Consider the following 21,482-nt stretch of genomic DNA (forward strand, 5'->3'; position numbering starts at 1 on the left):
TTTTTAAACTATAAATTAGCGTTGCGTTACATAATTGCTAGCTATAAAAAAGGCCCTTAAAAGGGCCGTTTTTTTGCTTTAGTCTTAAAGACCCGCTGCTGCGCGAAGTGCGTCAGCTTTATCTGTGCGTTCCCATGGGAATTCGTCACGGCCAAAGTGGCCGTAAGCTGCAGTAGGAAGGTAGATAGGGCGCTCTAAATCAAGCATTTGAATTAAGCCGTAAGGGCGTAGGTCAAAATGTTCACGAATTAATTCGATTAAACGTGCTTCTTCTAATTTACCAGTACCAAAGGTTTCAACACTGATAGAGGTTGGCTCAGCAACACCTATTGCGTAAGATACTTGTAATTCACACTTATCAGCAAGGCCAGCAGCCACTACGTTTTTAGCCACGTAACGTGCAGCGTATGCAGCTGAGCGGTCAACTTTTGATGGATCTTTACCAGAGAAAGCACCACCACCGTGACGTGCCATACCACCGTATGTATCAACAATGATTTTACGTCCTGTTAAACCACAGTCACCCATTGGACCACCAATTACAAATCGGCCTGTTGGGTTAATAAAAAACTTAGTTGCGCTTGTGATTAGTTCAGCAGGAAGTACTGGCTTGATGATGGTTTCCATCACAGCTTCTACTAAATCGTTTTGAGAGATGTCTTCGCTGTGCTGAGTTGACAGAACAACCGCATCAATACCTACTGGCTTACCGTTTTCGTATGCAAAAGTAACTTGAGATTTTGCATCTGGGCGTAACCAGTTAAGCTCGCCGCTTTTACGTACTTGTGCTTGACGTTGAACTAAACGGTGAGAATACGTAATAGGTGCAGGCATTAACACTTCAGTTTCGTTACATGCGTAACCAAACATTAAGCCTTGGTCACCAGCGCCTTGTTCTTCTGGGCTAGTACGGTCAACACCTTGGTTAATGTCTGGAGACTGTTTACCAATGGTGTTTAAAATTGCACACGAGTCAGCATCAAAACCCATGTCTGAGTGAGTGTAGCCAATTTCACGTACTGTTTTACGCGTAATTTCTTCTATATCAACCCATGCGCTAGTAGTGATTTCACCACCAACCATAACCATACCAGTTTTCACGTATGTTTCGCACGCAACGCGGGCATGAGAGTCTTGCTCTAGGATAGCATCAAGAACCGCATCAGAGATTTGGTCGGCGATTTTATCCGGATGACCTTCAGAAACAGATTCAGAAGTAAATAAATGTTTTGCCATTGTAATTATGCTCACAAATATTGCGCTTCACAAACGTCGGTATTAGCGCTAAAAAATTAAGGGGCGTATTTTATCTAAAACGAAACACCTTGCATAGTGTTTTTACGCCTAGACGTCTAAATTAAATTAGTTATGACATTATGGTCTTAAAAAATATTCATAATACCTCATTTTTATAGGGTTTTTAATTGCACACAGACCCCACAATAAGTAAGAATGGTCGCAATAAAAGTGCTCTTGTAACTTGAGTACATAAACGAACACATAAATACCCGCGCAAATACATATATAAGGTAGGAGAATTCATGCCATCTCGCAAAGAACTTGCAAATGCTATTCGCGTCTTGTCAATGGACGCAGTACAAAAGGCCAAATCTGGTCACCCTGGAGCCCCTATGGGCATGGCTGATATCGCAGAAGTATTATGGCGCGATTATCTAAAACATAATCCATCAAATCCAGAGTGGGCAGACCGAGATCGATTTATACTGTCAAACGGCCACGGTTCAATGCTTATCTATTCTTTATTGCACTTAAGTGGTTATGATTTACCGTTGGACGAAATTAAAAACTTCCGTCAAATGCACTCTAAAACACCAGGCCACCCAGAATACGGTTATGCGCCAGGTATCGAGACCACTACGGGCCCACTAGGCCAAGGGATCACAAATGCGGTAGGCATGGCAATTGCTGAAAAAGCGCTTGCGGCACAATTTAACCGTGAAGGTCACGACATTGTTGATCACCATACCTATGCATTCATGGGCGACGGTTGTTTAATGGAAGGCATTTCGCATGAAGCCTGTTCGCTTGCCGGCACATTAGGCCTAGGCAAGCTGGTTGCTTTTTGGGATGACAACGGCATTTCTATTGATGGTGAAGTTGAAGGTTGGTTTAGCGATGACACACCAGCACGTTTTAAAGCGTACGGCTGGCACGTAATTAGTGACGTTGATGGCCACGATAGCGATGCAGTAAGTGCTGCAATTAGCGAAGCAAAAAGCGTGACTGATAAACCAACACTAATTTGTTGTAAAACAATTATTGGTTACGGTTCACCGAATAAATCGGGTAGCCACGACTGTCACGGTGCACCACTTGGCGATGACGAAATTAAAGCATCGCGTGAGTTTTTAGGTTGGACGGGTGATGCATTTGAAATCCCTGAAGACATTTACGCACAGTGGGATGGAAAAGCTAAAGGCCAAGAGCTTGAATCAAGCTGGGACGAAAAGTTTGCAGCCTATGCAAAAGCATTCCCAGAGCTTGCAGCTGAGTACAAACGCCGTACAAATTCAGATTTACCTGCCGACTGGGCTGAAAAGTCACAAGCGTATATTGAGCAGTTACAAGCAAACCCGGCAAATCCAGCATCTCGTAAAGCGTCACAAAATGCATTAAATGCATTTGGTCCATTATTACCTGAATTTATGGGTGGCTCTGCCGATTTAGCAGGTTCAAACTTAACAATTTGGGAAGGCTCTAAAGGCCTAACAGCGGACGATGCAAGTGGTAACTACGTTTACTACGGTGTGCGTGAGTTTGGTATGTCGGCAATTATGAACGGCATTGCACTTCATAAAGGCTTTATTCCTTACGGTGCAACGTTCTTAATGTTTATGGAATACGCACGCAATGCGGTTCGTATGGCTGCATTAATGAAGCAACCAAGCATTTTTGTATACACGCACGATTCAATTGGTTTAGGTGAAGATGGTCCAACTCACCAACCAGTAGAGCAAATTGCCAGCATGCGTTTAACGCCTAACCTTTATAACTGGCGCCCGTGTGACCAAGTTGAGTCAGCAATTGCATGGCAACAAGCTATTGAACGTAAAGACGGTCCTACATCGTTAATATTCACACGCCAAGGTCTTGAGCAACAGGCGCGTGACGCACAACAGCTAAGCGACGTCAAAAAGGGTGGTTACATCCTTAGCTGTGACGGCAACCCAGAGCTAATTATTATTGCAACCGGTTCTGAGGTGCAATTAGCACAAGATTCAGCTACTGAATTACGCAGCCAAGGTAAAAAGGTACGTGTTGTATCTATGCCATGTACTGATGCATTCGAAGATCAATCGCCTGAGTACAAAGAAAGCGTATTACCAGCAAGCGTTTCTCGTCGCGTAGCGATTGAAGCAGGTATTGCTGATTATTGGTACAAGTATGTAGGCCTAAATGGTGCTGTAGTCGGTATGACCACTTTTGGTGAGTCTGCACCAGCTAACGAGTTGTTTGAGCACTTTGGCTTTACGGTTGAAAACATCGTAAACAAAGCAAACGCACTTTTTTAATCGTTTTTGATTAAATAAGTTAAGTAACTTAAAAACCCGCCAATGTGCGGGTTTTTTTATGCCCATATATGAAACAACTTCATCTTAAGCGTTACTGCTTTTCTTGCAAGAAAGTAAGCTATCAGGCAAGGTAGTGCGATAAAATTTATAAATAAAGATCTTTAAATTAATAGCAGGAGCTAAAATGTCTCAGTTTGAAAATGTAAGCGTAGTTAAAAAGGCCAACGTGTATTTTGACGGTAAAGTGTCAAGCCGTACGGTTGTATTTAGCGATGGAACTACCAAAACATTAGGCTTTATGCAGCCGGGTGAGTTTGTATTCGATACCAGTAAAAAAGAACTCATGGAGCTTTTAGGTGGCCAGTGGGATATTTTATTACCAGGCGAGAGTGAGTGGAAAACATTTAATGCGGGCGAGTCATTTAATGTAGACGCTAACGTAAGCTTTAAAGTAAAAGTAAGTGATTTTGCCGACTACTGTTGCTCGTACACAGATTAATAGCTAGCACAGCTAGACGTCTGAAAGCCCATGATTTATGGGCTTTGCATAAACTTTGCGCAACACATGATTTAAATCACCAAAAACCGCAAATAAACCTCAAATATCTCTCTTTTTTCCTTGTGTTAATCTAAATAGCCCCCAATACTATTTATGAGGTAACAAATAAAAGGATACCCTATGAAAATTAATCTTTCTGGTCACCATGTTGAAGTTACTGACTCTATTAGAGAGCACATCAACGAAAAATTTTCTAAAATTGAGAGCCACTTTCCATCACTTATTTCTCTCGATATGATCTTGTCTAAAGAGCATCATAAAATCCAAGCCGAAATTAGCACTAATTACGAAGGTGCGCGAATATCAGTAAAAGGGGAAAACGAAGTAATGTACCCAGCTATTGCAAGCGCAGCTAAAAAACTCGATGCAGCACTAAAACATCGAAAAGGGCAAATAAAAGCAAATTTACACGAAAAGCCTGTAAGTACAACGCCAGAAATAGCGCACGAAATCATCCAAGAGATGGAACTAAAATAATTTTTAGTCCCAAAGCACTATAAAAAAGAGCCTTATGGCTCTTTTTTATTGCCTTTAATTTAGGTAAGTTATGCAGCCTTCGGTGTTATTAATTGTGAAAATTAATAACCAGAGTGAATAACACACATAATTTGAGAAATTAATGCAACAAACACAAGCAATATGGAAATCTCGCATAGGCGCCCTTGGCCCGGGTATTTTAATGGCCACCGCCGCAATTGGAGGCTCACACTTAGTTGCATCAACTCAAGCAGGCGCATTATTTGGTTGGCAATTGTTTTGGCTTATATTGGCGGTAAATGTATTAAAATACCCTTTTTTTCGTTTTGGTATGGAATATACCTTAGCTACTAAAAACAGTTTAGTAGAAGGCTATAAAAATAAAGGCCCTGTTTATTTTTATAGTTTTATAGGCCTAAACATACTCGCTGCTGTTGTTAATACCGCAGGCGTATTACTGCTTACAGCAAGTTTACTGCATTATGCGTTGCCAATAGTAATAGAAGTAACGCTGCTGTGTTGGATATTGCTCGGTGTTTGCTTAGTCATATTATTGTTAGGGCACTTTAAAGCGCTCGACAGCGTTGCTAAAGGCATAATGGGGCTATTAACGCTTGCTACTATTATTGCACTGGTTATTGCGTTTAGTGATGGCCCAATGGCACCAGCTGACTATGTGGGTCCATCGCCTTACGAGCTTGCTATGCTGAGCTTTATGGTCGCGTTAATGGGTTGGATGCCAGCACCCATAGAAATATCAGCCCTTAGTTCGCTGTGGCTTAAAGAAAAGCAAGCCCAGCAAGCGGTCACTAAAAGCCAAGGCTTGTTTGATTTTAACGTAGGCTATTGGCTAATAGCCTGCTTAGCATTGGTATTTTTTAGCTTAGGTGTGCTGGTGCAATACGGGCAAAGCAGCAGTATTGAGCTTGGCGGTGTTGCCTTTGCTAAACAGCTCATAGACATGTACGCACTGACTATTGGTGAGTGGGCAAGGCCGCTGGTATCAGCTATTGCTTTTTTATGTATGTTTGGCACTACACTTACCGTGCTTGACGGCTACGCACGTACACTTAACGAGTCACATAAATTGCTTGGTTTTGGGCAATCAAAACACAGCCTAAATATTTGGTTAATACTACAAGCGCTTGCAGGTATGGCCGTTATTTTATTTTTTAAATCGGCCCTGGGGCCAATGCTTACTTTTGCCATGACACTTGCTTTTGTCACTACTCCCGTTTTTGCATGGCTTAACTTTAGCCTTGTGCGATCAGAGCCCGCCATTAAACACAGCGTACTATTGCGCTGCTTAACGTGGCTAGGCTTAGTGTACTTGGTTGGTTTCGCTGTTGCGTTTGTAGTGTGGAAACTAGCATTCTAAATAGAGCCACTTACTTTAGGGTTTTCATTAAAGCCCTAAAGCATTAAATTCTAGGGTTAAACGAGGTATAAATGGATATTAGAACAGGCGAGCTTTCAAACCCTCACGTTATAAAGCTACTACAAGCGCATCATAACGATATGCTAAAACACTCCCCCATAGAGAGCGTACATGCACTGGATGTAACTAAACTCACTCAGCCCGACATAACCTTTTATAGCTTATGGATTGATAATAACTTAGCGGGTGTCGGCGCATTAAAAGCGCTAAATACAACGCATGGCGAAATTAAATCAATGCGCACCTCAAGCAACTATTTACGCCAAGGCATAGCCGCTAAGTTACTCACGCATATTATTGAGCAAGCAACACTGCGAGGCTATAAAAAACTTAGTTTAGAAACCGGCACTGCTAAGGCATTTTTACCCGCACAAAAGCTTTATGTCCAATTTGGTTTTAAAGAGTGCGAACCGTTTGGTAATTATGAGTTAGACCCGTATAGCTTGTTTATGAGTAAATCGGTTTAAACTAAAATGACCGAGAAGTAACGTTTTGTAGTTGTATGATTTAAATATTATCCGCATGGCTGTTCAGAGCGATAAGCGGACATTGAGATTGGCTAAATATCGTCGTTAATAGATTGGTTAAACTGCTCTGCGCATATATTCATGAAAGTAAGCGCTGCGCGCATATTGGTTAATTTAACTTTACCTAAAAACTTTAGAAAACTTTGCGATAGTAATACCTTAGGTAATTTGTTAAAACTATATAATGTAGAAAAATGAGCGTAGCGTCGGCAGAAATATGCGCGACGAGCGCACTATTAAATTGTTATGAGCTTTAGTCGTCGTGTTAATTTTAAATAAAAGGAATTTTAAGTGTTTTATTTGCAGCTAGTATTTTCAATATTGTTTGTTTTTCTAACTATCTATGGGTATGTAAAAAACAAACGAAACACTATGCTTCTAGGCGCTATGTGTTTGGTAATTGCGACCGCGGTAGAGCCATTCTCTAAAGGTTTTAACGATGGTTTTTCCAGTGCTAAAGAGCAACTGAAAGAATCAAATGGAAAGGACTAAGGTTTGAAATCAGCTCATAACAAATCTATCAACCGGATGTTGGCAAGAGCGGCCAACACAGGTTATAAGTGAATGGAGTCAAATCTTGACTTAAGACATTAAAGTCGATGTCTGCTAATGGCACTGAGCTGTCATTGATATTAACGATCAACTCAGATCTTTTATCGCGCTACTTATCCCATCCAAGCTCAGCGCATACATGCGATTGTTCATTAACTCTTTTATAAAGCCAATCGATTGATAGTACGGCCAGTGTTCAACCAGTTGTGGGTTGAGCCACGCTACTTTATCGAAATGGTTAGTTATGCGTGATAACCATGCACTGCCGGGCTCTTCGTTGTAATGTTCTACCGAGCCGCCGGGGTAGGCTATTTCGTATGGGCCCATAGTGGCATCACCCACAAATATAACCTTGTAGTCGCTGGTGAATTTGTTGATCAGCGTCATGGTGTCTATTACGTTTGAATGGCGGCGTTGGTTATCCTGCCAAACGTGTTCGTATAAACAGTTATGAAAGTAGTAAAACTCTAAATGCTTAAATTCACTGTGGGCGGCGCTAAATAGTTCTTCGCAGGTATGAATGTAGTCATCCATTGAACCGCCAATATCAAACAGCATTAATACTTTTACAGCATTGTGGCGCTCGGGTGCCATTTTTACATCCAGCATGCCGCCTTGCTTGGCGGTTGCGCGAATGGTCTCGTTTAAATCAAGGGTGTCACTTGCGCCGGTGCGGGCAAATTTGCGCAGCTTTTTAAGGGCGAGTTTTATAGTGCGTGAACCAATTTCGCGGTCTGAATCTAGGTTACGGTATTCGCGCTTGTCCCACACTTTTACCGCTTGGCGGTTGCGGTTGCCGTCTTGTCCTATACGCACGCCCTCAGGGTTATAACCATACGCGCCAAAAGGAGATGTACCACCGGTGCCTACCCATTTATTACCGCCTGCGTGGCGTTTTTGTTGCTCTTCTAAACGCTCTTTCAGGGTTTTCATGAGCTCGTCGAGCCCGCCCATCGCTTTTAGTTGGGCTTTTTCTTCATCGCTTAGGTTTTTTTCAAACTCTTTGCGTAGCCAATCTTCAGGTAAGTTGTGCTGTTGCTTTAAACTCTCGAGTAAATCAAGGTCGGCAATACCGCTAAAGTAGTCGCTAAAGGCTTTATCGAAGCGGTCAAAATGGGTTTCGTCCTTTACCATTATGGTGCGGGCCAAATGGTAAAAGGCATCTACGTCGGCAAATATAACGCCTTTTTTTAAGGCGTTAATTAAATCGAGTAGTTCGCGCAGGCTTACCGGTAAACGGTATTCACGTAATTTGAAGAAAAACGCAATCAACATATTAACGGCGGCTCATAAACGCGAGTTTTTCGATGAGGCTTATGTCTTGCTCATTTTTAAGCAGTGCGCCAAACATCGGCATTAAGCCGCCTTTTTGGCTTTTGTCGTGCAATGTTTTAGCGTCTATATCCTCTGCCATTAAAAGTTTTAACCAATCCAGTAATTCGCTGGTGGAGGGCTTCTTTTTAAGGCCGTTGGCTTCACGTAAGTTAAAAAATACTTCTAATGCTTGGCGTACTAAATCTTGTTTAACGTTAGGGTAATGTACATCGACAATTTGCTGCATTTCCTCGCTGCTTGGAAAGTCAATATAATGAAAAAAACAGCGGCGTAAAAAGGCATCAGGCAGCTCTTTTTCGTTATTTGAAGTGATAATCACAATAGGGCGCTCTTTTGCGATAATGCGCTCACCTGTTTCGTAAACGTGAAACTCCATTTTATCAAGTTCGAGCAGCAAATCGTTTGGAAACTCAATGTCGGCTTTGTCTATTTCGTCAATGAGTAAAACTGGGCGTTTGCCGTTAAGCTCGGCATAGGTAAATGCTTGCCACAGCTTACCTTTAACAATGTAGTTGCCAATATCATGCACGCGCTCATCACCTAGCTGGCTGTCACGCAAACGCGATACGGCATCGTATTCGTATAAACCTTGCTGTGCTTTGGTGGTCGATTTAATGTGCCACTGAATAAGCTCGGTGTTTAAACTTTTCGCAAGCTCTTCGGCCAGCATCGTTTTGCCTGTACCAGGTTCACCTTTAATAAGTAATGGTTTTTCAAGCATAATAGCAGCATTTACAGCCTGTTTTAGCGAGCTGCTTGCGATGTAATTGTCAGTAGAATTAAATTGCACGGTGTACCCTTGTCTGGTCTGAGCAGTATTGAATGGGGTTATAATGCCACAGTTAATCTGCAGGTCCAAGGTAGGCAAAACGAGGTATAGTTTTGCCCTCTTTTTCAACGGTTTCTAAAAACATACTAAGTGGTCGTGCCCAAATACCGAACTCACCATATAAGGCTTGGTATATCACCAATTGTTCGTCTGTTTCGCTATGTGTTGCCTGATATAAAACTTTGTACTGCGGGCCTTTGTAGTGTTGGTATAAACCCAGTTTTAGTGCTGTAGTCATGCTTCAATCTCTTGTATAATTTGTGTTTGCACTTTTAATGCTAACTAATTTGCCAATATTATGAACTATATTTCGTTAGATGATTACAGAAAAGCGTGGGTTTTTCGCCATAAAGACATTCCGGTATCAAGTGATGACGCAGCTAAAATAAAACCAATGAGCGACGAACGCGCTGCTGTACTTTGGAGCACAATGGTAAGCCGGGAGTTTGACCACCCCGACTTTTTTGATGACAGTATGTGGTGCGGTCAAGATAAAAGCTTTAGTGATGAAGTTAACTGGGAAGCAGCTTGGGAAAATGGCGATGCTTTACCACCTCAAGAAATTTTAGAGTTTTTAGGGTGGGAAGCAAATACCACGGTATATTTTTGTATGGCGCGCGATAATGTTATTGAAACAACGTTTGACGTATTTAAACGTAATTGGCAAAACTTTATGTTTTTAGCCGATGGCAGTTTACTAGTTGGTAAAAAGCGCAACAGTGTTGTGCAATTTTTAGAGTCGGGTAAAGCTAAGTTAGGTGAAAAACCAAGCGCTTAATTTATTATGTGTGCTTAAAAACTATTCAGTACTATGTTATAAAACAGTTATCTGAATGTTTTTGAGTAAAGCAATTGGTCGCGAAAAATCAGTCACTTGGTGAACAGCAGCAAGTTGAAATTTGGCAAACTGATGCGCAAAAGGCGCTTTATGCGCAGTTGTGCAATGCATTTTATCAGCGAGAAGTTCAGCGGCTAGTCGCCGAACCTAATGCCGATAAGCTGCGTAGGCAGTTAAAAAGTTTGCCTTATTACATTGAACGAGCTGCATCGCTTGTAGTAAACGGGCATTCGCCTTTTACGCTTGATGCACAAAATGGCTCGTGGCTCGAAAAACAAAAAGCAACGCCGCCCGATGTAAATAAACAAGCCAATGAACTTTTTTTTCAAGCGCATGCCAAAGTGGGACTAATTGTTCCGGTGATAGTAAACCAGTATGACAAATTACACCTTAGGATAGACAGTATTGATCAGGTGTCAGAAAACAAGTTGCATTGCAACGAGCTAGGGTGGTTTGATTTTTTAGGTAACGGCCTAGAGCAGCAATATGCACAACTTTTAAAGCCAAGTAAGTTGAGTTTAGCTGCAGCGTGCTGTGGGCATCAGTGGCAGTTTTCAAAGCGTTGCACACCACGTGTATTATCATTACGTGAAATGCTACTGGCAGGGAATATTAATTGGCGCAATATAAAACGCCCATTAGCTTAGTTAAGTTAAAACTTTTAAATTATTAAATAAGGAGTGTTAAATGCGTGTTTTTCAAGTGTGCTTACTGTGCTTAGCACTGTTTGTTCAATACAGGTTATGGTTTGGTCAAAATGGTGTGCAAGATTACTCGCGCTTAAAAGGGGCGGTGGCAACCCACCAAGACACTAACGAAAAGTTGATAAAACGTAATAAAGTGCTCAAAGCCGACATAGAAGATTTAAAGCTTGGTCTTGAGGGCATTGAAGAACGTGCCCGAAACGAATTAGGAATGATTAAGCCGGACGAAACATTTATTCGTGTTTTACCGGGCAACCAATATGAGAAATAAACAAACTATCGTTGCGATTGTACCCGCAGCAGGTGTAGGCAGCAGAATGCAGCACAATGCACCTAAACAATATATACAGTTAGCGGGTAAAACAATTTTAGAACACACCCTAACTAAACTATCTCAATTACCACAACTACAAACTATTGTTGTTGCCCTTAGCGATACAGACCCATACTTTGATGAACTACCATTAACCGATGCGCGCATTGTACGTTCAAGTGGTGGCAAAGAACGTGCTGATTCAGTACTTAATAGTTTGTTATTTTTAGCACCCAATCCTCCTGATTGGGTATTAGTGCACGATGCAGCGCGCCCATTGGTTGACCTAGCAGACATAGAGCGCCTTATAAGTGAGTGCCTTAGTGTAAATGAAGGCGGAATTTTAGCCACTAAAGTAAAAGACACCATCAAACGCGGCGATACACACTCAAAGCAAACCGTCCCCCGAGACGACCTATGGCAAGCGCTTACCCCTCAATTTTTTAAGTACAGTGACCTTAAAAATGCGCTGCAAAATGCGCTGCAAAGTGGGGTGCCTATTACCGACGAAGCCAGTGCAATTGAGTGGGTAAACAAACCAGTAAAACTTATAGCGGGTCGTAGCGATAATATTAAAATAACCACGCCAGAAGATTTAGCTTTGGCAGGGTTTATATTAAACAAACAACAAAACGAGAGTGCAGTATGATTCGAATTGGCCATGGTTTTGACGTACATAAATTTGGCGGCGAAGGCCCGTTAACTATTTGTGGTGAAAAAATTGATTACCCACAAGGCTTTTTAGCACACTCAGATGGCGATGTAGCTATTCATGCATTATGTGATGCTATTTTAGGTGCGCTCGCTATGGGCGATATTGGCAAGCACTTTCCTGATACAGCGAGCGAATATGAAAATATAGACAGCCGCATTTTGCTTCGTCATGTTGTTAAGTTAGCTAAAGAGCAAGGCTATGTATTAGGAAACGCCGATGTCACCATTGTGGCACAAGCACCAAAAATGCTGCCGCACATACAGGCTATGCGTGTAAATCTAGCTAATGATTTAAACTGCGACCTTAGCCAAATAAATGTTAAGGCTACGACAACTGAAAAGTTGGGTTTTGAAGGACGTAAAGAAGGTATTTCTAGTCATGCCGTGGTTATTATGAGTAAAGAGCTTGCGAGTACAAAAAACGCATGAGCGACTTAAATTATTTATACGGCGCACCGCTTTCAAAAGCTGACTTTAAAACCACAGCAGAAGACTTTATGGTAGATGAAGATCTAGGTATAGAGTTTACAGGTAACGGTGAGCATGTATGCTTGCAGGTGGTTAAAAAAGGCGAAAACACACAATACGTGGCTAAAATTATCGCGCAAAAAGCCGGTGTATCCCCTCGCGATGTAAGCTACGCGGGCATGAAAGATCGTCATGGTGTATGTAGCCAATGGTTTAGTGTAAAAGTGCCCATTAAAAAGCATATAGATTTTACAGAGTTAAATAGCGAAAGCATTTTTATAGTGTCGCAACAGCGCCACGAGCGTAAATTACGCACCGGTTGCCACAAGGGCAATAAATTTACCATTACCCTTCGTAATGTTACCGAGCCGCTTGATATATTATGCCGCATAAATGCTGTGCGTGCTGGTGTGCCAAATTACTTTGGCGAGCAGCGTTTTGGCCACGATGGGCATAATTTAGTTATGGCCGAAAAAATGTTTGCTGGCGAACGTATTCGCGATAAGAAGTTACGCGGTATTATTATTTCAGCTGCGCGTTCACATATTTTTAATCAACTTGTAAGTTTACGTGTAAAAGAACACGGTTTAGCTAAAACTATGCACCGCGAAGTATTTATGCTCAGCGGCAGTAATGCATTTTTTGAAGATGCAATTAACGACGAAAACATAGCACGTTTGGCCTCTGGTGATATTGTAATGTCGGCACCTATGGCAGGCAAAAGTGATAAAGGGTTAACTGAGCAAGAAAAAATATGGCTTAAACCCTATCAGGCTTGGTGTGAAGGCCTGGGTGAATTAGGGCTTAAAAACGAGCGTAGAATGTTGCGTTTGATTCCTGATAACTTGGCTGTAGAAACACTTGATAACACCACACTTAAGCTGAGCTTTGGTTTACCTAAAGGATGTTTTGCAACCGCATTACTACGTGAGCTGGTGGACTATACAGATGCAAGTCCAAAAGAGCGAAAAGAAAAGGATAATGGCATAAATGAAGATACTGTTAAGTAACGATGATGGCGTTAATGCTAAAGGCATAGCGGTCTTATATAACGCGCTTACAAAAATTGCAGACGTCACTTTGGTGGCACCCGATCGCAATTGCAGTGGTGCAAGTAACTCGCTCACATTAATGAACCCATTGCGTGCAACAACTCTTGAAAATGGGTTTATGTCAGTTAATGGTACGCCAACCGATTGCGTTCATTTAGGTGTTAATCAGCTTGTTGACCAAAAACCAGATTTAGTTGTGGCAGGCGTTAATCATGGCGCCAATTTAGGTGATGATACGCTTTATTCAGGCACTGTTGCTGCAGCGACCGAAGGTCGTCATTTGGGGTTGCCTGCTATTGCAGTTTCACTTTGCTCACACAATGGCGAGCACTTTGAAACAGCGGCCGCGGTAACAGTTAATATAATTAAAGAACTTGCATCGCACCCATTACCAAAAGACCAAATTATTAATGTTAATGTGCCAGATGTTCCACTAAGTGAATTAAAAGGTGTGCAGGTTACGCGTTTAGGCGCTCGGCATAAAGCTGAAACTATGACCAAGCAAACAGACCCTTGGGGTCGAAGTATTTACTGGTATGGCTCGCTTGGCACAGAGAGTGATGCAGGTGAAGGAACTGACTTTTACGCCATTAATAATGGTTTTGCATCGGTTACACCACTCAGTGTTGATATGACCGCACACAATAGCATTAAGGCAGTTGGGGACTGGTTATCTAATTTGGAGATAAATCGTGCTCGCTAATTACACGCGAAGTGCGAAAGCGTTATCAGATTTACTTAAACGTGAAGGTGTTGAGGATCAAGGCGTACTTGATGCCATTGCAGGTATACCTCGTCATTTATTTATTGACGACGTATTGCAGCACAAAGCTTATGAAAATACAGCGCTACCTATTGGGCAAGGGCAAACTATTTCGCAGCCTTATATTGTAGCCCGTATGACGGAGCTTTTGAGGTTGGCCGGTGTGCGCGATAAAGTATTAGAAATTGGCACGGGCTCTGGCTATCAAACAGCGGTATTGGCTAAAACGTTTACTAACGTTTATTCTGTTGAGCGGATCAAAGCTTTGCAATGGCAGGCTAAACGGCGTCTGCAGCAGCTTGATTTATACAATGTAACAATGAAACATGGAGATGGCTGGCAAGGTTGGCAATCTCAAGCACCATTTGACGGTATTATTGTTACCGCTGCGGCTGCCACCTTACCTCAAGGTTTGTTAAGTCAACTCGCCGATGGCGGTGTATTATTAGCGCCGGTTGGCGAAGCTGATCAAAAATTAATAATGGTTATTCGAAAGGGCGAAAGCTTTACAGAGCATGTTATTGCACCAGTAAGATTTGTACCTTTGGTACCTGGTGATATTGAATAGGAATTCACTTTGAAGTTGTTTACTAAGTTGTACGATATGGCCCTAGTATGGGCAAAGCACCGCCATGCGGAGAGTTATTTAGCAGGAATGAGTTTTGCCGAGTCTGTTTTTTTTCCTATCCCACCCGATGTAATGTTAGCGCCAATGTCGCTGGCTCAACCTAGTAAGGCGTGGCGTTTTGCAAGCTTCGCGACGATTGCATCTGTGCTGGGCGGGGTAATTGGCTATTTACTTGGTTTTTGGCTATTTGAACCTGTTGTAGAGCCGCTAATTGCACAGATGCATTGGCAAGAAAAGTTTGATGTAGCATTAAATTGGTTTAAAGAGTATGGCGTTTGGGTTGTGTTCTTAGCTGGTTTTTCACCCATACCCTATAAAGTATTTACAATTGGTGCGGGCGTTTTACAGATGGCGTTTTTACCATTTTTAATTGCTTCTGCAATCGGGCGCGGTGCTCGGTTTTTTCTAGTTGCTGCGCTTATGAAATGGGGCGGAGCGCAAATGGAGAAAAAATTACGTCAGTATATTGAAGTGCTTGGCTGGGGATTAGTAATATTAATAGCCGTTGCGTACTTTTTGTTGCGTTAAGCTATATAAAATAATGTTACTTAAACATGGAGAAAAGCACGATGAATAGACAATTTATGCTTTATGTTGCTTTGTTCATTAGTGTTTTTCTCTTTGGTTGTTCATCTCGCCATGTTCCAGCGCCCGTTAGTAGCTTAAATAATAATGTTAATGACTCAAACCATTTAATTAACATTGTAGATGGCAAATATACAGTACAAAAAGGAGATACACTTTATTCAATCGCATTTAGCGCAGGAAAAGACTTTAGAGAACTTGCTAAAAACAACTCAATTTCAAGTCCTTATGTTATATATCCAGGCCAGTCAATCTCTCTCTCTCCCACTATCAAAAAAATTAAAAGCTCAAAAAAATATACGAATTCGAGTAAAAAGTCTAGAAAAAACATACAAAATAATAACAAAAAATTAAAGAAAGGACTTGAACGGCCAAAAAAACGAGAGTATGTTCAAAAACAAGCCAAATATAAAGTTAGTAATCAAAAGCAGTTGTCGAGCGGTAAATTAAAGTGGTTTTGGCCAGCAAAGGGCAAAATTACCAAACGCTTTTCTAATAAAGAAAACGGCTATAAAGGCTTACAAATTACTAATAAAATGGGGGCTACAGTTTTAGCCGCTGCACAAGGAACGGTGGTGTATGCGGGTAACGCGCTTCGAGGTTATGGTAATTTAATCATTTTGAAACATAATGATGATTACCTAAGTGCTTATGCACATAACTCGAAATTACTTGTAAAAGAAAAGCAAAAAGTTAAGGCAGGACAAAAAATAGCAGAAATTGGCAATTCAGAGTCTTCGGTTACCGCGCTTCGCTTTGAAATTCGTTACCGTGGGAAAGCTGTCAATCCTGCTAAATACCTTCCTTAGATTTTAGGTATTGATAATTGCTCTGGAGAAGGCTTATGGCTAGCGCAGCAAAGATTGAAAAAAATATCAGCAATGACGACAAGTTTGATGAAAACACCGTTGAAGAAGCAACACCGCTACTTGAAAAAGTAGATGACGAAGACATATTTGCCAAAGAAGAAGTGACTAAAAACCTAGATGCCACCCAACTTTACTTAGGTGAAATAGGCTTCTCTCCATTATTAAGCGCTGAAGAAGAAGTATTTTTCGCGCGTAAATCCCTCAAAGGCTGTGAAGCCTCTCGTAAACGTATGATTGAGAGCAACTTACGTTTAGTTGTTAAAATTGCACGTAGATACAATAACCGTGGACTTGCACTACTCGATTTAATTGAAGAAGGTAATTTAGGGTTAATTCGTGCTGTTGAAAAGTTTGATCCTGAACGCGGGTTTAGATTCTCGACCTATGCAACATGGTGGATACGTCAAACAATTGAACGCGCCATTATGAACCAAACACGCACTATTCGTTTGCCCATCCACGTAGTGAAAGAGCTAAACGTTTACTTACGAACAGCGCGAGAGCTAACCCAAAAACTCGACCATGAGCCAACTGCTGAAGAAATAGCTGAATGCCTAGATAAGCCAGTTGAAGACGTAACCAAAATGTTACGTTTGAATGAAAAAATAGCGTCGGTTGATATGCCAATTGGTGGCGAAAACGACAGCGTGCTGCTTGATATTTTACCTGACGAAAAAGGCAACGGCCCTGAAGGTGAAGTGCAAGACACAGAAATTAATAAACACATTGTTGATTGGTTAGGAGAGTTAAACCTTAAGCAACGTGAAGTACTGGCGCGTCGGTTTGGATTACTCGGCTATGAGCCATCTACACTTGAAGATGTAGGTAGGGAAATAGGACTAACACGAGAGCGAGTAAGACAAATACAAGTTGAAGCTCTACGTCGTTTAAAAGATATTTTGCAACAAGAAGGGTTAAGCACAGATAGTTTATTTAATCAATTTTCTTAATAATAAATGTAAGACCTTAAAAGACTTGAATAAAAAATGCCGAAGAAATTATTCTTCGGCATTTTTTGTTAAAGCAACGCTTTTAATTTATAGAGCAATTCGTGTGCTTGACGAGGCGATAAGTTATCTGGGTCAATTGCACTTAATTGTTCTTCCACTTGTGAAGGCTCAATAACAGCGCCATTATTAAATGAAAATGCGTGTTGCTCAGCATTAGGTGCAGTAACACTTTGGTGATTTTCAAGTAACTTAAGCTTTTGTTTAGCTTGTGTAATTACCGCTTTAGGCACACCAGCCAGCGCGGCCACTTGTAAACCAAAGCTTTTGCTTGCCGCACCGTCTAGCACAGTATGCATAAATGCAATGGTATCGTTATGCTCTATTGCATCAAGGTGAACGTTTACAAGGCCCTGCGTTTGCTCTGCAAGCTCAGTTAATTCAAAGTAGTGAGTTGCAAACAGGGTTTTAGCGGATATTTTTGATGCTAAATGATTCGCTGTGGCATATGCAAGCGAAAGCCCGTCGTAGGTACTTGTACCACGCCCAATTTCATCCATTAATACCAGCGACTGCGCTGTCGCATTATTTAAAATTGTGGCGGTTTCGGTCATTTCAACCATAAAGGTTGAGCGGCCAGAGGCTAAATCATCACTTGCACCAATACGCGTAAATATACGATCGATATTACCTATTTTTGCGCTATCGGCAGGGACATAACAGCCGATGTGCGCCATTAATACAATAAGTGCTGTTTGGCGCATATAGGTTGATTTACCACCCATATTTGGGCCTGTAATAATTAACATTTTGCGCTGACTATTAAGCTCTACAGGGTTTGCAATGAATGGGTCTTTCATTACCTGTTCAACAACAGGGTGACGGCCTTGTTGAATGCTAATGTTGTCGTTGTCGCAAAGCTCTGGTTTAGCATAATTAAGTGCAAAGGCACGCTCTGCTAAGTTATTTAATACATCTAAGTCAGCAAGCGCTGCAGCCATTATTTGCAGCTGCTCAATGTGTGGGGCGATAAATTCAAACAACTCTTCGTATAGTTGTTTTTCAAGCGCGAGTGCTTTTGATTGGCTACCAAGTACTTTGTCTTCATGCTCTTTAAGCTCTGGAATAATATAGCGTTCATTATTTTTAAGCGTTTGACGGCGAATATAATCAGCAGGGACTAAGTGTGAATTAGCGCGGCTCACTTCTATAAAAAAGCCGTGTACTCGGTTATAGCCAATTTTTAATGTACTAATGCCTGTACGTTCACGCTCGCGTTGTTCAAGCTGCTCAAGTACATCAGTTGCCCCTTTACTTAGGTTACGCCATTCATCAAGTTCACTGTTATAACCAGGTGCAATTACGCCCCCATCACGAATAAGTACTGGCGGATTATCAATAACAGCTCGCTCTAGCAATGCTTGTAGCTCAGGTAATTCAGGTGAGTGATTGATAATACTTGTAATGCGTGGGTCGCTCGCATCACTTAATAAATTATGCAGGGGTGCAAGTGCTTGTAGAGCACTGCGCAAGCGTGTTAAATCCCTTGGGCGTGCAGTGCATAATGCTAAACGAGCTATCACACGTTCTATATCACCAATCTCTTTTAGCGACTCGTGCAATTCGCCGCACAGTTGTACGTCTAAAATTGCGCTAATAGCATTTAGACGAGAATTCAACTCGTCTTTATTTCGAACAGGTGTATGAATGCGGCGTTTTAATAAGCGTGAGCCCATTGCTGTGGCTGTTTTATCAAGAACTTGTGCAAGCGTGTTTTCAAATCCGCCTGACAGATTAACCGTTAGCTCTAAATTTTTACGGGTTGCGGCATCTAATATAACAGCGTGTTCGTTGTGCTCAAGCGTAATGGCGCGAATATGAGGCAAAGCAATGCGCTGTGTATCTTTCACGTATTGCATTAAACAGCCTGCAGCTACGAGCGCTGAGTGAGCTTTTTCTACACCAAATCCAACTAAATCCTTTGTTCCAAATTGATCGCATAATAAGTGCTGAGCCGTATCTAAGTCGAACTCCCATTCAGGGCGACGACGAGCACCTTTAATATGTTCGATTAGATGGGTGTTTTCAAAATTTTCGCTATAAAGCAGTTCTGCTGGCGATAAACGTTGTAGCGTTGAGCTTAACGCTTCGTCAGTATTGACTTCTACAACGTTAAAACGCCCAGAATTTATATCAAGATACGCAACACCGTATTGGCCTTTTTTATTTTGCCAAAGACTGGTCAGTAAGTTGTCTTGTCGTTCCTGAAGAAGCGCCTCATCTGAAATAGTGCCCGGTGTTACAATGCGCACTACTTTTCGTTCAACAGGGCCTTTACTGGTTGCGGGGTCGCCAACTTGTTCACAAATAGCAACTGATTCGCCCATTTGTACCAAACGCGCTAGGTAGTTTTCTACGGCATGATAAGGCACACCTGCCATAGGAATTGGGTCGCCACCGGCTTTGCCGCGTTGAGTTTGCGAAATATCGAGCAATTGAGCTGCACGTTTTGCGTCGTCAAAGAAAAGCTCATAAAAATCACCCATACGATAAAACAATAAAATATCGCGATGCTCTGATTTTATTTTTAGATACTGCTGCATCATAGGGGTTTGTTGTTTTATAGTGTGTGGTGCAAAAAGATCAAACGACATGTATTTACCCAAAGGCTGAATATGGAATTACATCAAGAGATTAAAACACTTGCTGCGAAATTAGGTGTTATTTTAACGGATAAATGCTTATGGATCACTACTGCTGAATCATGCACGGGTGGCGGGGTGAGTTATGCACTAACAGACACACCTGGCAGCTCGCGCTATTTAGGGCGTGCATTTGTTACTTATAGCAATGAGGCAAAGCACGAACTACTCAATGTAGCGACGAGTACGTTAGAGCAGTATGGTGCTGTGAGCGAGCAAACCGTAAAAGAAATGGCGTTGGGGGCAAAAAATCTTGCCAATGTTGACGTTGCTATTGCTATATCGGGGATAGCAGGGCCGGGTGGAGCAACACAAGATAAGCCAGTGGGTTTTGTATGGTTTTGCCTACAATTTGCAGATAAACAATTTACATTTAAGCAAATATTTAGTGGTGATAGAGCCCAAGTTAGAATGCAGGCTATTGAATTTGCATTAAAAAATACAATTGAAAAGATAAATTTATAAATTTCGCTTGATACTGTGGTTTCATACAGTATACTTGTTCGCATTAGCCGGATTTGGAGAACAAAATGAACGATAACAAACAAAAAGCGTTAGACGCTGCACTATCACAAATTGAGCGTCAATTTGGTAAAGGTTCAATCATGAAGCTGGGCGACAATAAAGCCCTGAACATTGATGCAGTATCTACAGGTTCATTAGGGATCGACATTGCTTTAGGCATAGGCGGTTTACCAATGGGTCGTATTGTTGAAGTATATGGTCCTGAATCTTCAGGTAAAACAACACTGACTTTGCAAGTTATCGCACAAGCTCAAAAAGAAGGTAAAACATGTGCCTTCGTTGATGCTGAGCATGCTCTAGATCCTGTATACGCTCAAAAACTAGGTGTTAACATTGATGAGCTGTTAGTTTCTCAACCAGATACGGGTGAGCAAGCGTTAGAAATTTGTGACATGTTAGTGCGTTCAAGTGCTGTAGATGTTGTGATTGTCGATTCAGTTGCAGCCCTCACACCTAAAGCTGAAATTGAAGGCGACATGGGCGACTCGCACATGGGCTTACAAGCACGTTTAATGTCGCAAGCATTACGTAAGCTTACGGGTAATATTAAACGTTCAAATACATTATGCATTTTCATTAACCAAATTCGTATGAAAATTGGTGTAATGTTCGGTAACCCAGAAACAACAACCGGTGGTAACGCGCTTAAGTTTTACGCATCAGTTCGTATTGATATTCGTCGTATTGGTTCGGTGAAAGAAGGTGATGAAGTTGTTGGTAACGAAACGCGCGTTAAAATTGTTAAAAACAAAGTAGCGCCTCCGTTTAAACAAGCCGAATTTATCATCATGTATGGTGAAGGTATTTCTAAGCAAGGCGAGTTAATTGATTTAGGTGTTAAGCACAAAATTGTTGAAAAAGCAGGTGCTTGGTACAGCTACAATGGTAACAAGGTAGGCCAAGGTAAAAACAATTCAATTAAATTCTTAAAAGAAAACGTAGAAATTGCAAACGAAATTGAAGGCAAACTACGCGATATGTTATTGCTTAAAGCGACAATTGAACCAGAAGATGGCGAAGATGTACTAGGTGATGAAGGCGACCTTTAAGCTTTACAATGTTCTCTAAGCTTGATTTGACCCGAGCTTTATAAAAACGCTAACCAGTAATGGTTAGCGTTTTTT

23 protein-coding genes are annotated in these 21,482 nt (G+C 41.5%); 18 read left to right on the forward strand and 5 right to left on the reverse strand.

Going from position 1 to position 21,482, the window contains the following annotated elements:
- Window positions 1-84 precede the first annotated feature (84 nt).
- Window positions 85-1,236 carry a methionine adenosyltransferase gene (gene metK, locus CWB65_RS06895; protein WP_006791943.1) on the reverse strand — a complete coding sequence of 384 codons (1,152 nt, stop codon included), beginning with the start codon at window positions 1,234-1,236 and terminating at the stop codon, window positions 85-87.
- 305 nt (window positions 1,237-1,541) lie between these two features.
- Here metK and tkt point away from each other — a divergent pair, with 305 nt between their 5' ends.
- From tkt to CWB65_RS06920, 5 genes are all read left to right on the forward strand, one after another.
- Window positions 1,542-3,533, forward strand: coding sequence for a transketolase (tkt, locus tag CWB65_RS06900; RefSeq protein ID WP_006791944.1), 1,992 nt, complete (start codon window positions 1,542-1,544; stop codon window positions 3,531-3,533).
- A 184-nt stretch (window positions 3,534-3,717) separates the two neighbouring features.
- The gene (ppnP, locus tag CWB65_RS06905) at window positions 3,718-4,032 is read left to right on the forward strand and encodes a pyrimidine/purine nucleoside phosphorylase (protein ID WP_138740245.1); all 315 of its coding nucleotides are present in this window, start codon (window positions 3,718-3,720) and stop codon (window positions 4,030-4,032) included.
- Between the two features lie 180 nt (window positions 4,033-4,212).
- Window positions 4,213-4,569 (forward strand): ribosome hibernation-promoting factor, HPF/YfiA family, encoded by a 357-nt coding sequence (gene hpf / locus CWB65_RS06910; protein ID WP_006791946.1) that lies wholly within the window; start codon window positions 4,213-4,215, stop codon window positions 4,567-4,569.
- Between the two features lie 142 nt (window positions 4,570-4,711).
- On the forward strand, window positions 4,712-5,947 hold the full coding sequence (locus tag CWB65_RS06915; RefSeq protein ID WP_138740246.1) for an NRAMP family divalent metal transporter: 1,236 nt from the start codon (window positions 4,712-4,714) through the stop codon (window positions 5,945-5,947).
- A gap of 71 nt (window positions 5,948-6,018) precedes the next feature.
- Window positions 6,019-6,474, forward strand: coding sequence for a GNAT family N-acetyltransferase (locus CWB65_RS06920; RefSeq protein WP_138740247.1), 456 nt, complete (start codon window positions 6,019-6,021; stop codon window positions 6,472-6,474).
- Window positions 6,475-7,173: 699 nt separating this feature from the next.
- On the opposite strand, the gene CWB65_RS06930 is transcribed toward CWB65_RS06920, so the two are convergent.
- From CWB65_RS06930 to CWB65_RS06940, 3 genes are read right to left on the reverse strand one after another with little or no spacing between them, the layout of a single operon-like run.
- The gene (locus tag CWB65_RS06930; RefSeq protein WP_138740249.1) at window positions 7,174-8,361 is read right to left on the reverse strand and encodes a vWA domain-containing protein; all 1,188 of its coding nucleotides are present in this window, start codon (window positions 8,359-8,361) and stop codon (window positions 7,174-7,176) included.
- A 1-nt stretch (window position 8,362) separates the two neighbouring features.
- Complete coding sequence (locus tag CWB65_RS06935; RefSeq protein ID WP_006791951.1) at window positions 8,363-9,211, reverse strand: AAA family ATPase; 849 nt, start codon at window positions 9,209-9,211, stop codon at window positions 8,363-8,365.
- Between the two features lie 52 nt (window positions 9,212-9,263).
- On the reverse strand, window positions 9,264-9,488 hold the full coding sequence (locus CWB65_RS06940; protein ID WP_006791952.1) for a DUF1653 domain-containing protein: 225 nt from the start codon (window positions 9,486-9,488) through the stop codon (window positions 9,264-9,266).
- A gap of 60 nt (window positions 9,489-9,548) precedes the next feature.
- Here CWB65_RS06940 and CWB65_RS06945 point away from each other — a divergent pair, with 60 nt between their 5' ends.
- The 11 genes from CWB65_RS06945 to rpoS all read left to right on the forward strand — a co-directional run bounded on the left by CWB65_RS06945 (window position 9,549) and on the right by rpoS (window position 17,134).
- On the forward strand, window positions 9,549-10,028 hold the full coding sequence (locus CWB65_RS06945; protein WP_006791953.1) for a DUF2947 domain-containing protein: 480 nt from the start codon (window positions 9,549-9,551) through the stop codon (window positions 10,026-10,028).
- A gap of 74 nt (window positions 10,029-10,102) precedes the next feature.
- The gene (locus CWB65_RS06950; protein WP_006791954.1) at window positions 10,103-10,735 is read left to right on the forward strand and encodes a hypothetical protein; all 633 of its coding nucleotides are present in this window, start codon (window positions 10,103-10,105) and stop codon (window positions 10,733-10,735) included.
- A gap of 40 nt (window positions 10,736-10,775) precedes the next feature.
- Window positions 10,776-11,063: a cell division protein FtsB gene (gene ftsB / locus CWB65_RS06955; RefSeq protein WP_006791955.1), complete on the forward strand. Its 288-nt coding sequence runs from the start codon at window positions 10,776-10,778 to the stop codon at window positions 11,061-11,063.
- Complete coding sequence (gene ispD / locus CWB65_RS06960) at window positions 11,053-11,754, forward strand: 2-C-methyl-D-erythritol 4-phosphate cytidylyltransferase (RefSeq protein ID WP_138740250.1); 702 nt, start codon at window positions 11,053-11,055, stop codon at window positions 11,752-11,754. Before ftsB ends, ispD begins: the two co-directional genes overlap by 11 nt.
- Window positions 11,751-12,248 (forward strand): 2-C-methyl-D-erythritol 2,4-cyclodiphosphate synthase, encoded by a 498-nt coding sequence (ispF, locus tag CWB65_RS06965; RefSeq protein ID WP_138740251.1) that lies wholly within the window; start codon window positions 11,751-11,753, stop codon window positions 12,246-12,248. The genes ispD and ispF overlap by 4 nt, the downstream gene beginning before the upstream one ends.
- Entirely contained in the window at window positions 12,245-13,297 is a 1,053-nt protein-coding gene (truD, locus tag CWB65_RS06970) for a tRNA pseudouridine(13) synthase TruD (protein ID WP_138740252.1), read from the forward strand. The genes ispF and truD overlap by 4 nt, the downstream gene beginning before the upstream one ends.
- Entirely contained in the window at window positions 13,278-14,042 is a 765-nt protein-coding gene (surE, locus tag CWB65_RS06975) for a 5'/3'-nucleotidase SurE (protein WP_138740253.1), read from the forward strand. The genes truD and surE overlap by 20 nt, the downstream gene beginning before the upstream one ends.
- Window positions 14,032-14,670: a protein-L-isoaspartate(D-aspartate) O-methyltransferase gene (locus CWB65_RS06980; RefSeq protein ID WP_006791960.1), complete on the forward strand. Its 639-nt coding sequence runs from the start codon at window positions 14,032-14,034 to the stop codon at window positions 14,668-14,670. Before surE ends, CWB65_RS06980 begins: the two co-directional genes overlap by 11 nt.
- Before the next feature lie 9 nt (window positions 14,671-14,679).
- The gene (locus tag CWB65_RS06985; RefSeq protein WP_138740254.1) at window positions 14,680-15,258 is read left to right on the forward strand and encodes a YqaA family protein; all 579 of its coding nucleotides are present in this window, start codon (window positions 14,680-14,682) and stop codon (window positions 15,256-15,258) included.
- A 41-nt stretch (window positions 15,259-15,299) separates the two neighbouring features.
- Window positions 15,300-16,124 (forward strand): peptidoglycan DD-metalloendopeptidase family protein, encoded by an 825-nt coding sequence (locus tag CWB65_RS06990; RefSeq protein WP_138740255.1) that lies wholly within the window; start codon window positions 15,300-15,302, stop codon window positions 16,122-16,124.
- A gap of 35 nt (window positions 16,125-16,159) precedes the next feature.
- Window positions 16,160-17,134: an RNA polymerase sigma factor RpoS gene (gene rpoS, locus CWB65_RS06995; RefSeq protein ID WP_006791963.1), complete on the forward strand. Its 975-nt coding sequence runs from the start codon at window positions 16,160-16,162 to the stop codon at window positions 17,132-17,134.
- A 68-nt stretch (window positions 17,135-17,202) separates the two neighbouring features.
- On the opposite strand, the gene mutS is transcribed toward rpoS, so the two are convergent.
- Entirely contained in the window at window positions 17,203-19,785 is a 2,583-nt protein-coding gene (gene mutS / locus CWB65_RS07000; protein ID WP_138740256.1) for a DNA mismatch repair protein MutS, read from the reverse strand.
- A 21-nt stretch (window positions 19,786-19,806) separates the two neighbouring features.
- On the opposite strand from mutS, the gene CWB65_RS07005 reads away from it, so the two are divergent.
- The gene (locus tag CWB65_RS07005; protein WP_008128472.1) at window positions 19,807-20,298 is read left to right on the forward strand and encodes a CinA family protein; all 492 of its coding nucleotides are present in this window, start codon (window positions 19,807-19,809) and stop codon (window positions 20,296-20,298) included.
- 65 nt (window positions 20,299-20,363) lie between these two features.
- A complete protein-coding gene (recA, locus tag CWB65_RS07010) occupies window positions 20,364-21,407 on the forward strand; it encodes a recombinase RecA (protein ID WP_058403019.1) in 1,044 nt (347 codons plus the stop codon).
- Window positions 21,408-21,482: the final 75 nt, after the last annotated feature.

This window comes from Pseudoalteromonas sp. S554 (genome assembly GCF_005930865.1).
GTDB classification, from domain to species: Bacteria; Pseudomonadota; Gammaproteobacteria; order Enterobacterales; family Alteromonadaceae; genus Pseudoalteromonas; species Pseudoalteromonas marina.

Coding starts and splice junctions, on each gene's coding strand:
- metK (WP_006791943.1), bottom strand. CDS start 1,236: ATGGCAAAACATTTATTTACTTCTGAATCTGTTTCTGAAGGTCATCCG.
- tkt (WP_006791944.1), top strand. CDS start 1,542: ATGCCATCTCGCAAAGAACTTGCAAATGCTATTCGCGTCTTGTCAATG.
- ppnP (WP_138740245.1), top strand. CDS start 3,718: ATGTCTCAGTTTGAAAATGTAAGCGTAGTTAAAAAGGCCAACGTGTAT.
- hpf (WP_006791946.1), top strand. CDS start 4,213: ATGAAAATTAATCTTTCTGGTCACCATGTTGAAGTTACTGACTCTATT.
- CWB65_RS06915 (WP_138740246.1), top strand. CDS start 4,712: ATGCAACAAACACAAGCAATATGGAAATCTCGCATAGGCGCCCTTGGC.
- CWB65_RS06920 (WP_138740247.1), top strand. CDS start 6,019: ATGGATATTAGAACAGGCGAGCTTTCAAACCCTCACGTTATAAAGCTA.
- CWB65_RS06930 (WP_138740249.1), bottom strand. CDS start 8,361: ATGTTGATTGCGTTTTTCTTCAAATTACGTGAATACCGTTTACCGGTA.
- CWB65_RS06940 (WP_006791952.1), bottom strand. CDS start 9,488: ATGACTACAGCACTAAAACTGGGTTTATACCAACACTACAAAGGCCCG.
- CWB65_RS06945 (WP_006791953.1), top strand. CDS start 9,549: ATGAACTATATTTCGTTAGATGATTACAGAAAAGCGTGGGTTTTTCGC.
- ftsB (WP_006791955.1), top strand. CDS start 10,776: ATGCGTGTTTTTCAAGTGTGCTTACTGTGCTTAGCACTGTTTGTTCAA.
- ispD (WP_138740250.1), top strand. CDS start 11,053: ATGAGAAATAAACAAACTATCGTTGCGATTGTACCCGCAGCAGGTGTA.
- ispF (WP_138740251.1), top strand. CDS start 11,751: ATGATTCGAATTGGCCATGGTTTTGACGTACATAAATTTGGCGGCGAA.
- truD (WP_138740252.1), top strand. CDS start 12,245: ATGAGCGACTTAAATTATTTATACGGCGCACCGCTTTCAAAAGCTGAC.
- surE (WP_138740253.1), top strand. CDS start 13,278: ATGAAGATACTGTTAAGTAACGATGATGGCGTTAATGCTAAAGGCATA.
- CWB65_RS06990 (WP_138740255.1), top strand. CDS start 15,300: ATGAATAGACAATTTATGCTTTATGTTGCTTTGTTCATTAGTGTTTTT.
- rpoS (WP_006791963.1), top strand. CDS start 16,160: ATGGCTAGCGCAGCAAAGATTGAAAAAAATATCAGCAATGACGACAAG.
- mutS (WP_138740256.1), bottom strand. CDS start 19,785: ATGTCGTTTGATCTTTTTGCACCACACACTATAAAACAACAAACCCCT.
- CWB65_RS07005 (WP_008128472.1), top strand. CDS start 19,807: ATGGAATTACATCAAGAGATTAAAACACTTGCTGCGAAATTAGGTGTT.
- recA (WP_058403019.1), top strand. CDS start 20,364: ATGAACGATAACAAACAAAAAGCGTTAGACGCTGCACTATCACAAATT.